The organism is Pseudomaricurvus albidus, from assembly GCF_018863235.1.
GTDB classification, from domain to species: Bacteria; Pseudomonadota; Gammaproteobacteria; order Pseudomonadales; family Cellvibrionaceae; genus Pseudomaricurvus; species Pseudomaricurvus albidus.
In genome coordinates this window covers 1-13167 of sequence record NZ_JAHKRS010000003.1, presented here as the reverse complement: position 1 = coordinate 13167, position 13167 = coordinate 1, and the positions used below count along the sequence as shown (strand labels likewise).

General features: G+C 53.2%; 11 protein-coding genes and 1 tRNA gene. 5 read left to right on the top strand and 7 right to left on the bottom strand.

All coding sequences use genetic code 11. The annotated features are described in order from the left end of the window. Positions 1-59: 59 nt before the first annotated feature. The 3 genes from KOI40_RS06585 to KOI40_RS06575 all read right to left on the bottom strand — a co-directional run bounded on the left by KOI40_RS06585 (position 60) and on the right by KOI40_RS06575 (position 3451). Positions 60-1283, bottom strand: coding sequence for a hypothetical protein (locus KOI40_RS06585; protein ID WP_216096687.1), 1224 nt, complete (start codon positions 1281-1283; stop codon positions 60-62). A 209-nt stretch (positions 1284-1492) separates the two neighbouring features. Continuing rightward, entirely contained in the window at positions 1493-1924 is a 432-nt protein-coding gene (locus KOI40_RS06580) for a DNA polymerase III subunit chi (RefSeq protein ID WP_216096686.1), read from the bottom strand. 6 nt (positions 1925-1930) lie between these two features. Continuing rightward, a complete protein-coding gene (locus KOI40_RS06575; protein WP_216096685.1) occupies positions 1931-3451 on the bottom strand; it encodes a leucyl aminopeptidase in 1521 nt (506 codons plus the stop codon). A gap of 374 nt (positions 3452-3825) precedes the next feature. Between KOI40_RS06575 and lptF the strand changes: the two genes are divergently transcribed. Both lptF and lptG read left to right on the top strand, forming a co-directional pair. After that, positions 3826-4962 carry an LPS export ABC transporter permease LptF gene (gene lptF / locus KOI40_RS06570; RefSeq protein ID WP_233710090.1) on the top strand — a complete coding sequence of 379 codons (1137 nt, stop codon included), beginning with the start codon at positions 3826-3828 and terminating at the stop codon, positions 4960-4962. Beyond that, positions 4955-6016, top strand: a complete 1062-nt coding sequence (gene lptG / locus KOI40_RS06565) for an LPS export ABC transporter permease LptG (protein WP_216096684.1) — start codon at positions 4955-4957, stop codon at positions 6014-6016. The genes lptF and lptG overlap by 8 nt, the downstream gene beginning before the upstream one ends. 121 nt (positions 6017-6137) lie before the next feature. Here the strand turns inward: lptG and KOI40_RS06560 are convergent, their stop codons facing one another. From KOI40_RS06560 to KOI40_RS06550, 3 genes are all read right to left on the bottom strand, one after another. Beyond that, the gene (locus KOI40_RS06560) at positions 6138-6596 is read right to left on the bottom strand and encodes an RDD family protein (protein WP_216096683.1); all 459 of its coding nucleotides are present in this window, start codon (positions 6594-6596) and stop codon (positions 6138-6140) included. Between the two features lie 72 nt (positions 6597-6668). Beyond that, on the bottom strand, positions 6669-7277 hold the full coding sequence (locus tag KOI40_RS06555; RefSeq protein WP_216096682.1) for a hypothetical protein: 609 nt from the start codon (positions 7275-7277) through the stop codon (positions 6669-6671). A 328-nt stretch (positions 7278-7605) separates the two neighbouring features. Then, positions 7606-8541: an adenylate/guanylate cyclase domain-containing protein gene (locus KOI40_RS06550; RefSeq protein WP_216096681.1), complete on the bottom strand. Its 936-nt coding sequence runs from the start codon at positions 8539-8541 to the stop codon at positions 7606-7608. 270 nt (positions 8542-8811) lie between these two features. Here KOI40_RS06550 and KOI40_RS06545 point away from each other — a divergent pair, with 270 nt between their 5' ends. Further along, on the top strand, positions 8812-9972 hold the full coding sequence (locus KOI40_RS06545; RefSeq protein WP_216096680.1) for an acyl-CoA dehydrogenase family protein: 1161 nt from the start codon (positions 8812-8814) through the stop codon (positions 9970-9972). Positions 9973-10184: 212 nt separating this feature from the next. Next, the gene (locus tag KOI40_RS06540; RefSeq protein WP_216096679.1) at positions 10185-10685 is read left to right on the top strand and encodes a hypothetical protein; all 501 of its coding nucleotides are present in this window, start codon (positions 10185-10187) and stop codon (positions 10683-10685) included. 123 nt (positions 10686-10808) lie between these two features. On the opposite strand, the gene KOI40_RS06535 is transcribed toward KOI40_RS06540, so the two are convergent. Beyond that, positions 10809-12263 carry an NAD-dependent succinate-semialdehyde dehydrogenase gene (locus KOI40_RS06535; RefSeq protein WP_216096678.1) on the bottom strand — a complete coding sequence of 485 codons (1455 nt, stop codon included), beginning with the start codon at positions 12261-12263 and terminating at the stop codon, positions 10809-10811. Between the two features lie 407 nt (positions 12264-12670). Between KOI40_RS06535 and KOI40_RS06530 the strand changes: the two genes are divergently transcribed. Beyond that, a tRNA-Leu gene (locus KOI40_RS06530) sits at positions 12671-12755 on the top strand. Positions 12756-13167 lie beyond the last annotated feature (412 nt).

Here is a 13167-nt window from a genome sequence, read left to right as displayed (position 1 = left end):
GGCAATAACAAAAAAACGGTCGTAAAGGCCGTTTTTTTGTTGCCCTGTCTATCAGTGAGTTATTCGTTTTTGGGTTTGTCGTCTTGCAGAGCCTCCAGCAGACGCTGTCTCAGCTCGGCTTCGATTTTAGGCAGATAAATGGCAATGATCCCTTCTACCATCTGATGGAGTTTTTCCGGAGGCAGTACTGGTGGAAGCTTCTCTTTCGGAGTGTTTTGAGATTTAGCCTGCTCACTGGTATATCTGGCAGGACGAGGAGGAATTGTCACCTCTGGCAGTGGCGACTCTTTAATAATATCCAGTAGCGCTTTATTGGTGTGAAGACGTTCGCGGATGTGCTGGGGCAGAAACGGATTCTCGCCGCGGGTTTGTACCGCAGGACGTATCGTGGGTTTCGCCGCAGGTTGATCCGGTGTTTTGACCGTCGCGGGTTTGTTATCGAACAAGCTGCGCTGCCCTGGCAGCACGCCGGGTGGCAGTGTGGTTCCTTCTAATTGGGCGGGTGGTTCTTCTTCGGCAGAGAGCGTTTCTGTGTCGGCGGGCTCTTCGCTCGCTGATGAAACTTCACTGGCCAAGGATTCCTCAGCTGCTAGTGGTTTCTCATCCGTGGGGGGCTTACCGAGTGTTTCTGGCGCCTCGTTGGTTGAAGGTTCTTTAATGGCTGAGGGTTCTTCATGGGCTGAGGGCTCTTCACGGGCTAAGGGCTCTTCACGGGCTAAGGGCTCTTCATCGGCTGAGGGCTCTTCATACGCTAAGGGCTCTTCACAGTCTAACGATTCCTCAGATGTATAAGATGTCTCGTCGGCGAAGGACTGTTCGATGCCCTCGTCGGTCAGGTCTTCGTCGGCGGGTACTTCAGAGAGGGGCGCGCTTTCGGCTTCGCCGGATACGGCCGGTGAGACGGAGTCATCTTCAGGAATATAGACTTCTTCCAGAAGCGGTACGTCGTCAAACATCTCGTCGTAGTCGTCTGACTCTGTGTCGATCTCATCAGAAGCGTCTGCTGAGTAGTCGTCATCAGTGTCCAGATTCAGGTCGAAGTTGAGCTTGTCAACGGCTGCATCAATGTCGGACGTTTCGTTCTCAGCTTGCGGGGCAGCCTGTGTGTCGTCCTCAGCAGGACCGTCTTTGGGTGTGCTTGCCTGATGATGTTCGGAGCCTGGGGCCGATATGGGGTCGCTCAGAACAGGTATTTCATCCCATTCATCTTCGGAAAGAAGGCTTTTAATGGATTCCAGCTCGCCCAGCAGGGCTTTTTGGGCTTCTTTTTTTTCTTCGCTCATCGACCTTAACACTTCTGGCGTCGCCACCTGAGTGACGAGAGGTTAAAACGGAACTCGTTGCTGATACGGGCTGCCACACAGTTATAGCATGCCGCTGTGGCATCTATGTTAACACTGTTTATATTCTCGCCAATACATCCGGTAGCGAAGTAATACCTGATGCCCTGCCCGAGGGTATCGCATTTATGATCGAGCCTGTTCTGGCAGGTCTAGGATTGGGATATCTTGTGGGAATTAATGGGGTAGCCACGGTGCCGGTAGAAGCCATAGTGCTCCCGTGTAGCGGACAAAACCTGTTCATCCTGACAAACCACCTCGGCCAGACGCTGAAAACGGCTGAAATAGTCCGGTATGGCGTCTTTCAGATTGATCAGCAGGTCGTGGTGATCACCGCAGTCGTTGCCAAATCCTACGGCCACCTGAGACTGCAGAGGGCTGTCGCCTTCACAGTCATGGGGCAAAAAGCTTTCAGGGCGGAAGTTCCAGAGTCGCTGGTTCAGCTCCGCAGCCTCTTCGGCGGTGTTCACCGCGATAAAGACCTTCGAACCGGATTGGTAGGCCTTTTGCGCCAGGCGGCAGGCGAACACCAGCCGTTGTTCTACGGCTGGTGCAGGCAGGACATAAAAATCAACCTGAGTCATGCTGGGTCAGGATGCCTGCTGCTGCAGGAATTCCACCAACAGTGATACCGGACGGCCCGTGGCGCCTTTGGCTGCGCCGCTGTCCCAGGCAGTACCTGCGATATCCAGGTGAGCCCAGTCATAGGCTTTGGCAAAGCGGGACAGGAAGCAGGCTGCGGTGATGCTGCCGCCGCCAGGACCACCGATGTTGGCGATATCGGCAAAGTTGCTGTCCAGCTGTTGCTGGTATTCGTCCCACAGAGGCATATGCCAGGCTTTGTCGCCGGCTCGCTTGCCGGCTTCGAGCAACTGCTCGGCCAGATCATCATTATTGCTGTAGAGGCCACTGGCGTGCTTGCCCAGAGCCACAACACAGGCGCCGGTCAGGGTGGCCACATCGACTACGGCCTTGGGTTTGAAGCGCTCGGCATAGGTCAGGGCATCACACAGCACCAGACGGCCCTCGGCGTCGGTATTAAGGATTTCGATGGTCTTGCCAGACATGGAGGTCACAATGTCACCAGGTTTGGTGGCACGGCTGCCGGGCATGTTTTCGGCGGCAGCCACTATGGCCACCACGTTTAACGGCAGATTCATCTCGGTAATGGCTTTCATGGTGCCCAGTACACTGGCGGCGCCACACATATCGAATTTCATTTCGTCCATGCCCACGCCGGGTTTCAGGCTGATACCGCCGGTGTCAAAGGTGATGCCTTTGCCGACCAGAACCACGGGCTTGGCACTTTTCTTTCCACCTTTGTATTCCAGCACAATCAGGCGAGCTTCCTGTTCGCTGCCCGCTGAGACGGATAGCAGTGAACCCATTTTCAATTCTCGCATCTGCTTTTCGTTCAGCGCTTTTGCGGTCAGCTTGGTGTTGCCGCGAGCCAGTTTTTTGGCTTCCTGAGCCAGATACGACGGGGTACAGATGTTGCCGGGCAGGTTGCCCAGATCCTTACACAGCGCCATGCCCACAGCGGTTGAGTGACCGGCAGTCAGTGCGCTGGATACCGCTTTCAGCTGCTTCTTGTCAGCAACCGTATAGATCACTTTCTTGAGGTTTATGACAGGCGCTTTCTTGCTCTTCAGTTGGGTGAATTGGTACACCGCATCGGTGAAGTATTTGGCGCTTTGGCTGGCTTTCCAGGCTTCGTCACGATCTGTGACAGTGACGTCGTCCAGGCACAGAACGGCATCTTTTGCAGGAGTTGCCTTGACCGCAGCGGCAGCCTTTTTGATCGCCTTGTCGAATTTTTCAGCACTCAGGGCTTCACCTTGCTTGCCGAGGCCTAACAGAATGACCCGGTCAGCTTTGCAGCCGGCCACATCGTGCAGCACACGGGTAGCGCCCAGGCTGCCCTTGATGTCACCCTGCTTGATCAGTTTGGCAATCAGGCCGTCGCAAGCGTCATCCAACTCGGCGGTGGTACCTGAAATAGCCGCACTGGAAATGGTCGCGCCCGAACTCTTGCTGTTTTCATACACTGGCAACACCAGACTGTGCGTGCGTAGCGTCAGTGCTGAACTGGTTTTAGCCTGAAATTCCATAGTCCTTCCCCAAGACAAAAAAGTTGGTTTACGGGATAATGCCCGGCAGTTACTGACACAGGCAGTCTCGATATGTTGTAGCCTCTGCGAAACAGGTAGCTACAACGCTGAATACGTCAGTGCTATTCGATGGTTCGGATAGCATCGTGATTCGAATAGCATGGTTAATAGCGAATTAGTGTACGCTAAGTAGGGTTTCGAACAAAACCTTTAGTCATGGTCGATGTCTATCTATCCGCTGTGACAGAGCTGGATTACCAAACCGTGCGTGTGGTTGATCAATCTACAGACAATCGGAGGATTACCTCCCGGTTGTGCACATAATAGACAATGCAGATATAGCGTAAACAGCAGGCGACAGGCAGGTCTTACTTTTGATTATTTTTCGTTATCTGGCTCGTGAAGTCATGGTGAGTATGGTCGCGGTCAGTGGTGTTTTGCTGCTGATCATCATGAGTGGCCGCTTTGTGAAATATCTGGCGGAGGCCGCTGCGGGCAAGCTCGATCCGGATGTACTGTTCGCCATTATGGGATTTCGCCTGCCGGGCTTTCTTGAATTGATTTTGCCACTGGGCTTGTTCATCGCGTTTCTGCTGGCTTACGGTCGCATGTATATGGACAGCGAAATGACGGTGCTGTCTGCCTGCGGGATGAGTCAGCGTCGACTGGTGGCCTACAGTATGTTGCCTGCCGGAATCGTTGCCATTTTTGTGGCTCTGCTGAGTTTGTGGATCAGTCCGGTTGGGATTTCCAAGGCGACAGCGATCCTCGAGAACCAGAAGCACCGCAGTGAGCTGGAAGCCATGTCACCAGCACGTTTCCAAACATCCGGCAGCGGCAACAGCGTCACCTACGCCGAAAAGCTGGTAAACGATCACAAGGAAATGCAGAAAGTCTTTATGGCAGAGATGGGCAGTTCTGCGGAAGAGGCAGGGGCTCCCTCCGATTCGGGTCTGGCGGTACTCACGGCCAAAACCGGTGAGCAGGTGACCGATCCCGACACCGGGCAGCGCTACCTGAAGCTCAATGATGGTTATCGTTTCAATGGCAATCCAGGCGAAGCCCAGTACGAAATCGTCAAGTTCGATTCCTACCTTCAGTTGCTGGAAAACGACACCAACCCGAATAAAGAGAATGTAAAGGCTGACTCTCTGCCCACCATTACTCTGATGCGCTCAGATTCCACTGAAGATATTGCCGCGTTGCACTGGCGTTTTTCACTGCCGGTTCTGGTAATCGTGGTGACTCTGCTGGCGGTACCCCTGAGCAAAACCAATCCGCGGCAGGGGCGTTACGTGCAGATGATTCCAGCTATTCTGCTGTACATCATTTATCTGGTTTCTCTGAACGGTGCCCGCGGTGCGGTGGAAGACGGCAATGTGTCTCCCTGGCTGAGCATCTGGGCTGTGCATGTTGGAGCACTGGCCATGGCGTTATTGCTGCTGTTTTGGCCTTATGTACGGCTGCAGCTCAAGGCGGGTCGTATGAAGGAGGGCGCCAAACATGCGTAAACTCAATAATTACATCGCTCGCACCGTTATTGGTGCTGTGGGTATGGTGCTGCTGGTGATTGTGTCACTGGATGCGATTGCGGCACTGGTGGACCAGCTGGGTGAGTTGAAAGGCGATTACGATTTCCTTCAGGCCCTGATCTATGTGGGCTTTACTCTGCCGGGGCGGATTTACGAGAACATTCCCTTCTCGGCGCTGGTTGGCTGTCTGGTGGGGCTGGGAATTCTGGCCGGCTCCAGCGAACTGGTCGTGATGCGAGCCGCGGGCGTATCTCTGGCGCAGATCACCTGGGCGGTAATGAAGCCGGTACTGTTATTCATCGCCCTCAGTATTGGTTTGGGTGAGTATGTTACTCCGCTGACGGATCAGATTGCAGAGAGCCGCCGGGCGATTGCCCAGGGGGATAAGAATGCACTGGAATCCCGACACGGCTTGTGGAATCGCGATGGCAACGAGTTTATGCACATCAATGCGGTGCTGCCCAACGGCCGTCTCTATGGTGTGACCCGCTATCGTTTCGATGATGAGGGCAAACTGTTGGCGGCCAGTTTTGCTGACACGGCCATGTTCCGCAAAGATTATTGGGTTGAGGAAGACGGCCGCGAGTCTGTGATTACCGACAAGGGAATTGAAACCCATACTTACCATTCCCGCCGCTGGGATACCTCGCTGTCCCCGTCACTGTTAAATGTGTTGGTGCTGGAGCCCGACGCGCTGTCGATTCAAAACCTTTACTCCTATTCCAGTTATCTGGAGCAGCAGGGCATAGAAAATAATCAATATGAATTGGCGTTTTGGAAAAAATTGCTGCAGCCGCTGGCGACTGCCAGTCTGGTGCTGATTGCGGTCTCGTTTATCTTTGGACCGCTGCGTGAAGTGACAATGGGGTACCGCATTTTCACCGGTGTGATCGTCGGTATTGTTTTCCGTATGTCGCAGGATTTGCTCGGGCCGTCGAGCCTGGTGTTTGGGTTTTCGCCCCTGCTGGCGGTGCTGGTGCCGCTGTTAGTCTGCGCCGTGATCGGGGTGTATCTGCTAAGGAAGGCTAACTAGCCTTCAAGCTACTGATGTAATTAATATCGTCATTGCCGCGTCGCTATCGCTCCTCGCAATGACGTTTTTAATCTTTATTCAGGATTTCAGGGAATTACCTTAATCTCAAACCTAATTAGCGCTATTTTTTCTGCTTGGGCAGCTGCACCATCCGGGTACCGCTGGCCATGTCGTGCCAGGTTCTCCCTTCCTTATCCCACAAGCGCCACCAGTAGCCCAGTCCGAAAGCTGCCAAACTCAGTGGCGCAATCAATCCACGCACCATGGCCTGTGGCAGGCTGACAAACTGTCCGTTGTCCTGTCGCAGTTGCAGGCGCCAAGCGCGCATCCCCAGGGTCTGACCGCCCCGACACCAGAAAAACCAGAAGAAGGCCTCGATTACCAGAATCAACCCCACAAACCCCGCCGTGCCGATGGTGGCGCGTTCACCGGTGGGCAAATCGACATTGAAAACTGAATATTTGATGCCAATAAAGAGCGCGCCGTAGCCCATGGCGACGGCCATCACCAGCAGTGAATCGTACACCATGGCCGCAAAGCGCTTGATCAGGCTGGCGGTGGGGAGAGTTTGTGTGGTCATAAAAAAGCCCGCGAAGAATGCGGGAGGGATTGTACCAAAAGCCGTGGGGGAGGGAAGAAGAGACTGCGTGGGTCAGAATTCGTATTCGAAAGTCAGCTTCACCTTGTCATCCGATAATCTGAGTTTGTATTCCACCTCTTCCGATACCTTGCCATCACCATTGCTGTTGGGAATGATTTTGGTATCCGAGTAGTGCTTGTCACGAACGCCATCCCAATAGGTGCGAAACCCCATCTTCACCAGTTCGGAAAACACCTTGCCGCCCACAGTGGGTTCATCTTCCCCATTTTCCTGTTGCAACCACTGATGATTCAGTGCCCGATGCTGCGCGCTCATTTCGTTATTGCGGATATCTTCTGCGGCTTGTTCAAGCTCATTGTTGCTCAACCCCGTTGATCGGGAAGAGTAGCGTTTTTTCTCGCCGTGGCCTTTGCTGTGCTTGAGAGGATTGTAGTAATTGAGGTTTTCCGGAACAAACAGATCATTGTTCGCGTCCGCTTCGACCTGGTCGGCCTGACTGGGGAATGCGCAGATCAGAGTGGCAATAAACAGGCTGGCTGGAACAAATTTCAGGGATTGTTTGTAGACGCCATGGCGCTGTTTATAAAGGCCGGAAAACTGGTTATAAAAGCCAGAAAACTGAATTCTGTGCATTTTTTGGGCTGTTATTAATGCTCTCATAACAACGACTCCTTGTAATTGGAGTATGGTTCAAATTGAGCGTTTTAACAGGGGCTGAACAGGTGCTGGTCTGGCTCAGGGTATGTGTCGTTACGGTGACAATGGCGGGGCTGCGATCAACACAGACCAGCCAATCCGGCGCTAACACTTATATTTTGAGGGTTTTACGGTGAGTGTTTGCTGAGGGATGGAACCTGAGGGGGAGCGAGAAAGTGCCTCAGCATGAGCTGCTTAGACGCATTTGAATATTGAATTCAGGTTTTAAAGGGCAAAATTATCTTAAAAAGCCTTGGAAAGCAGACGCCAGGGTCGCATTAAAGGGGGCAGCTCAGGCAGTCTGGGTTTCAAACTCTTCACCGGCGGAGCGGCTGGTGGAAAAGCGGACAATTTGTTCATCGCCATGATCGGCGTTCATGGACTGGCCGATGGAAATTTTGCCTTCACCGACCAGTGGCAGCTCTTCCCGGCGCAGGTAGATTTCTTCCTGATTGTGCCCGGAGACATAAGTCCCATTGGTGCTGTGATCAATCAGTACGAACTTGCCGCGACGAAACACCACTTCACAGTGTTCCCGTGACGCCAGATGATGATTGATCCGAAGGTTGGTGCGGGTACTGTCGCGCCCAAGGACAAAAGGGGTTTGCTGGGGCAGTATGCAATGGCGGTGTGGACCGTACTCCAGCGTGATACTGACCACGTCGCTGGTCTGGGTGATATCGTCGATGGTCATCACGGCGGTGGCGTTGTGTGCCTGAGTGTGTGATTCCCAGTGCATGCGATAGATCACGCTCTTCTTGTCGTCGCCCTTGAACGCCACTCGGTCGAACTCGTGACAGTCCATTTGCATTTCCAGCGGCAGGCTCTGGTAGAGACTTTCGGAGATCAGAATCTGACCGGCTCTGGCCACCTGTGTCAGCCAGGCCGCGTTATTGACGATATCGCCGAACACGTCTTCGTCCTCAATCAGGGTGTCGCCAAAAGCGAGGCCAACTCTCACAGGCAGTTGTGCATTGACCTGCCCGGACTGGCGCTGCAGCTGCTGGGCACAAAGACAGGCCTGCTGCACGCACTCAAACGTCACCATGATCTCGTCGCCGATGGTCTTCACCAGATGCCCCTGATGGCGCTCGGTTTCAGCAATCATGGTCGCCAGCGTGAGGTCAATCTTGGCTTTTGCCCCTTCGTTGCCCAGCAATTTATAGAGCGTAGAACTGCCACTGACATCGGCAAACATCACGGCTCTTGGGTGGGCTTGTTGGGTCATTTGACGGTATCCAGGAAACAGAGCGATCTGAAAACGGTTGCGGTATATAGCCTGTTCATTCTAACAGAAGTCGTGAGACAAATTGTGACCAATTTCTGAGTCTTTGCGGGCCATAACTGTGAGCTTTGTCACTAATTGTAGGCGTGAATTACACCTTGATACGGTTGCTTTTTGTGCCAAAAACACAGAGTCTTGGGTGAAATCCGCTAGACTGAAACATCAGCACACAGCTGATGATCGACAACAATAAAAACACCTGAGAGAGATGGTATGCGTAGTTTTACTGAAGACCAAAACCTGTTCCGTGCAGCTTACCGAAAGTTTCTTGAGCAGGAAGTGGCCCCTCATATGGAGCGCTTTCGTGAGCAGGGTATTGTGGATCGCGATATATTCAAAAAAGCCGGTGATCAGGGTTTTCTCATGATCTGGCCGGATGAGCAGTACGGCGGTCTGGGTGACAACGATTTTCGCTATGAGCAGATCATCATGGAGGAAAATGCCCGCGCAGAAACCGGCGAGTGGTTCTCCACCTTGCACAGTCGTCTGGTCGGTCCGTATCTGCAACGTTTTGGCAGTGAAGAGCAACGACAGCGTTTTTTACCCGGTTGTGTCCGAGGTGAAACGATTTTAGCCATTGCCATGACGGAGCCGGATGCGGGCAGCGACCTGTCTGCCATGCGTGCCCACGCCAAAGACATGGGCGATCACTTTATCCTGAACGGTTCCAAAACCTACATATCCAACGGCATCAATGCCGATCTGGTGATCGTCGCGGCGAAAACCGATCCTGACAATAACCCCTACAGTGTTGGCCTGTTTTTGGTGGAGCGGGGCATGGAGGGCCTCGAGCGCGGACGCAATCTCGACAAGATGGGGATGAAAGCGCAGGACACCGCCGAACTGTTTTTCAGCAACGTCAAAGTGCCGAAAGAGAATGTGCTGGGTGATCCCGCCAAAGGCTTTTACTACCTGATGGAAGGCCTGGCAGAAGAGCGCCTGATTGCAGCTACGGGCTATATCGCCAGTGCACGCCACGCTTTTGACCTGACCCGCGAGTTTGTCATGGAACGCAAGGTGTTTGGCAAACCGCTCGCCGCCAAGCAGAACACCCAGTTCAAACTGGCCGAGCTGGATACCGAAATCGACATCATGCAGGTCTATGTGGACCACTGCATTGCCTTGCACAACCAGGGCAAGCTGACCGCCAACATGGCTGCCAAAGCCAAGTTGCAGGCCAGTGAAATCCAGTGGCGCATGATGGATGAGGGGGTTCAGTTGCACGGCGGCGCCGGCTACATGAATGAATACCCCATTTGCCGAATGTTCACAGCGTCCCGGATCAATCGCATTCTGGCGGGCAGTTCGGAGATCATGAAACTGATCATCAGTCGGGATATCTTCTCCGAGCAATATCGAAGTCTGCTGGAATAGCCGCAGGCTGTGGTATATGGCTAAAGGTGTTGTATATGACTAAAGGTGTTGTATATGACTTTAAAAGACAGCCATTTGTCCTTGCTCTCATACAAAATGATCTAAAAAGCGCCTTTCCGAGGCTTTTCCTGTCACAGCGGAATGCCCATAATGATTACAGGGATATAGGGTTCTAACCGATTCTGACGGTATATGCTGTTGAGGGAGGCCACTTGATAAAGATAGAAAAAGTAATGCGCTGGCCGCTGATCATGGTGTTTTGTGTGGCGGCATTGGTCATGTTTGTCTACGAGCTGCTAAAAGAATGGCTGTTCGCGGGTTCGCTGACACCCTGGGAGTCCCACGCCATCACCATTGTCGTCACGGCTTCACTGGCCACGCTGGCGGCTTGCCTCCTGCGGGACTGGAGTCATCGTCTCGATTTGCAACAGCAGGCGATTGAGGTCGAACGACAAAAAGCAGTGTCAGTGCGGCTGCTGTTGTCCACCACCCAGCATATCGTCAATAACGTGCTCAACCAGTTTCAACTGATTCAACTGGAAGCGGAGCAGGGGGAGGTCAGGGAAGAGACACTCAAACTTCTCGAAAACAGTGTGGCGGAAGCCAAAGAACAGATTCGTTTGCTGGAATGTATTGAAGATCCGGCCCGTAAAGAAAGCTATGACCGCTTCTATCCGGACAAGCGTTCTGCAGTATCAGAGCAGAATTCGTAAAACCGTTTTAGATCATTCAACAAGTAGAAACAAAAAGACCCTAAAAAATAGGGTCTTCTCGTCAAACTATAGATTGTCTAACTACAGGTCTCAAACTACGGGTCGGGTAGAGCCGTTAACGCGTTAGATGCCACCCAGACACATGTATTTGATTTCCAGGTAATCGTCCATACCGTACTTGGAGCCTTCACGGCCGCTGCCGGATTCCTTCACGCCGCCGAACGGTGCCATCTCGTTGGAGATGATGCCTTCGTTAATACCGACAATACCGTATTCCAGCGCTTCACCCACACGGAAGATACGACCCATGTCCTTGGTGTAGAAGTAGGCCGCCAGACCGAACTCGGTGTCGTTGGCCATGGCAATGGCTTCTTCTTCGCTGGAGAACTTGAACACTGGCGCAACCGGGCCAAAGATCTCTTCGCGGAAGACCTTCATATCAGGTGTGGCGTCTTTCAGAATGGTGGGCTCGAAGTAGCAGGCACCCAGATCCGAAGGCTTGCCGCCGATGGTGGCCTTGGCGCCTTTCTCGATGGCATCGTTTACCAGCAGCTCAACATCTTTCACGGCGGTGGCGTTAACCATAGGGCCGTGGGTGACGCCGTCTTCGGTGCCGTTGCCCAGTTTGAACTTGGCGACTTCTGCCTGCAGCTTCTCGATAAAGGCATCGTAGACGGTGTCCTGAACCAGCAGACGGTTGGTGCAGACACAGGTCTGACCGGAGTTGCGGTACTTGGAAGCCAGAGCGCCTTGCACCGCCGCGTCCAGATCCGCGTCTTCAAACACCATAAATGGCGCATTGCCACCCAGCTCCATGGAGGTCTTCTTCACGGTGCCCGCACACTGCTCCATCAGGGTCTTGCCTACCGGGGTCGAGCCGGTGAAGGTCAGCTTGCGCACTTTCGGGTTGCTGGTCATTTCGCCGCCGATCTCACGGGAGCTCTGACCGGCCACCATATTAAACACACCCGGTGGAATACCGGCTTCTTCCGCCAGCACACACAGTGCCAGTGCCGACAGCGGGGTTTCCTTGGCGGGCTTGCCCACAAAGGTACAGCCTGCAGCCAGTGCCGGTGCGGCTTTGCGGGTGATCATGGCGTTAGGGAAGTTCCAGGGCGTAATGGAAGCCACAACACCCACCGGCTGCTTGATCACCATAATGCGCTTGTCGCCGCTGGGGGCAGGGATGATGTCGCCATTGATGCGCTTGGCTTCCTCGGCAAACCACTCAATGTAGTTCGCGCCGTAAGCCACCTCGCCAGCGGCCTCGGCCAGGGTCTTGCCCTGCTCGGCGGTGAGAATTTTGGCCAGATCTTGCTGGTTTTCCATCAGCAGGTTGAACCACTTGCGCAGAATATTCGCGCGTTCTTTGGCAGGCTTGGCCGCCCACGCCGGCATGGCCGCTTCCGCGGCATCAATCGCCATACGGGTTTCCGCAGCGCCGTGGTTGGTGATTGATGCCACCAGCTCGCCGTCGGCGGGGTTGTAGACGGGTACCGTACCTTCGGATTCGGTCAGCCACTGGCCGTTAATATAGGAAGAAGTCTTTAAAAGGTCGGGACGGTTCAGATTAAGCATAACGAGTATCCTGCATTGGAGATCAGCGAAAAGCGGGTTGCAGCCTCAACGTCGACACCAAATCATGGGTGGAGGCCTATAACGGCGCCTATTAATACTCAAAAGGCATATAAAAACCAATTAATCTCAGTAATAAGCCTATTGTTGAGCTTGATAGTAGCCCAACTCTACGGTTTTGGGGGAGGGGATGAAAGGTCAGGGATAAGAAATTGTGCGAATTGTGTCGCTGCCAGACAACACCGGCTCAAAGATTGAACAATCCCCTGCTCCGGCACGCATCCGATGGGCCTAACCTCCCGATCTATAAAGAAATTCTCCGTTATTCGGTTGACGCTCCCAAATGCCCTGATATAATCGCGTCCTGCTTTTCAGACGACCCCTCGGGTCGGCAACCGTAAAAGCACTGTGCCGGTGTGGTGAAATTGGTATACACGACGGATTCAAAATCCGTTGCCTTCGGGCGTGGCGGTTCAAGTCCGCCCACCGGTACCATTTCTTAAAAAGCCCGCTCTTTGAGCGGGCTTTTTTGTGCCTGTCATTTCTGTATTCCCCTGTCTTGAACTTCCCCTGCTTTGGCGATATGGTTGACGTGTGTTTCAACATGTATATCAGGACGATAGCTGAGACAGGGACCTTTCTTGATTTCTTCTTTGTTTTTGTCTTTCGGTGTTCTGTGTTTCGTCCGGCAGGGTCGGTGGGTAGATATAGACACAGGCGGTGTTGGTAGACATTTAGTGATTAGATGTAGACATTTTGGTCTGTGTAATCACGACTTATATAATGACATGGACTCTCCTCTACCTTCAGTGGCTATCCTTAAGATACGACTACTGAACTAGGAGACGATCATGGCGACAATGACTATTCGTATTGGTTTGGATATAGCTAAAAACATATTTGTTGC

Excerpts from the sequence above, each read along its gene's own strand:
- KOI40_RS06585 (WP_216096687.1), bottom strand. The coding sequence starts at position 1,283 with ATGAGCGAAGAAAAAAAAGAAGCCCAAAAAGCCCTGCTGGGCGAGCTG.
- KOI40_RS06580 (WP_216096686.1), bottom strand. The coding sequence starts at position 1,924 with ATGACTCAGGTTGATTTTTATGTCCTGCCTGCACCAGCCGTAGAACAA.
- KOI40_RS06575 (WP_216096685.1), bottom strand. The coding sequence starts at position 3,451 with ATGGAATTTCAGGCTAAAACCAGTTCAGCACTGACGCTACGCACGCAC.
- lptG (WP_216096684.1), top strand. The coding sequence starts at position 4,955 with ATGCGTAAACTCAATAATTACATCGCTCGCACCGTTATTGGTGCTGTG.
- KOI40_RS06560 (WP_216096683.1), bottom strand. The coding sequence starts at position 6,596 with ATGACCACACAAACTCTCCCCACCGCCAGCCTGATCAAGCGCTTTGCG.
- KOI40_RS06555 (WP_216096682.1), bottom strand. The coding sequence starts at position 7,277 with ATGAGAGCATTAATAACAGCCCAAAAAATGCACAGAATTCAGTTTTCT.
- KOI40_RS06550 (WP_216096681.1), bottom strand. The coding sequence starts at position 8,541 with ATGACCCAACAAGCCCACCCAAGAGCCGTGATGTTTGCCGATGTCAGT.
- KOI40_RS06545 (WP_216096680.1), top strand. The coding sequence starts at position 8,812 with ATGCGTAGTTTTACTGAAGACCAAAACCTGTTCCGTGCAGCTTACCGA.
- KOI40_RS06535 (WP_216096678.1), bottom strand. The coding sequence starts at position 12,263 with ATGCTTAATCTGAACCGTCCCGACCTTTTAAAGACTTCTTCCTATATT.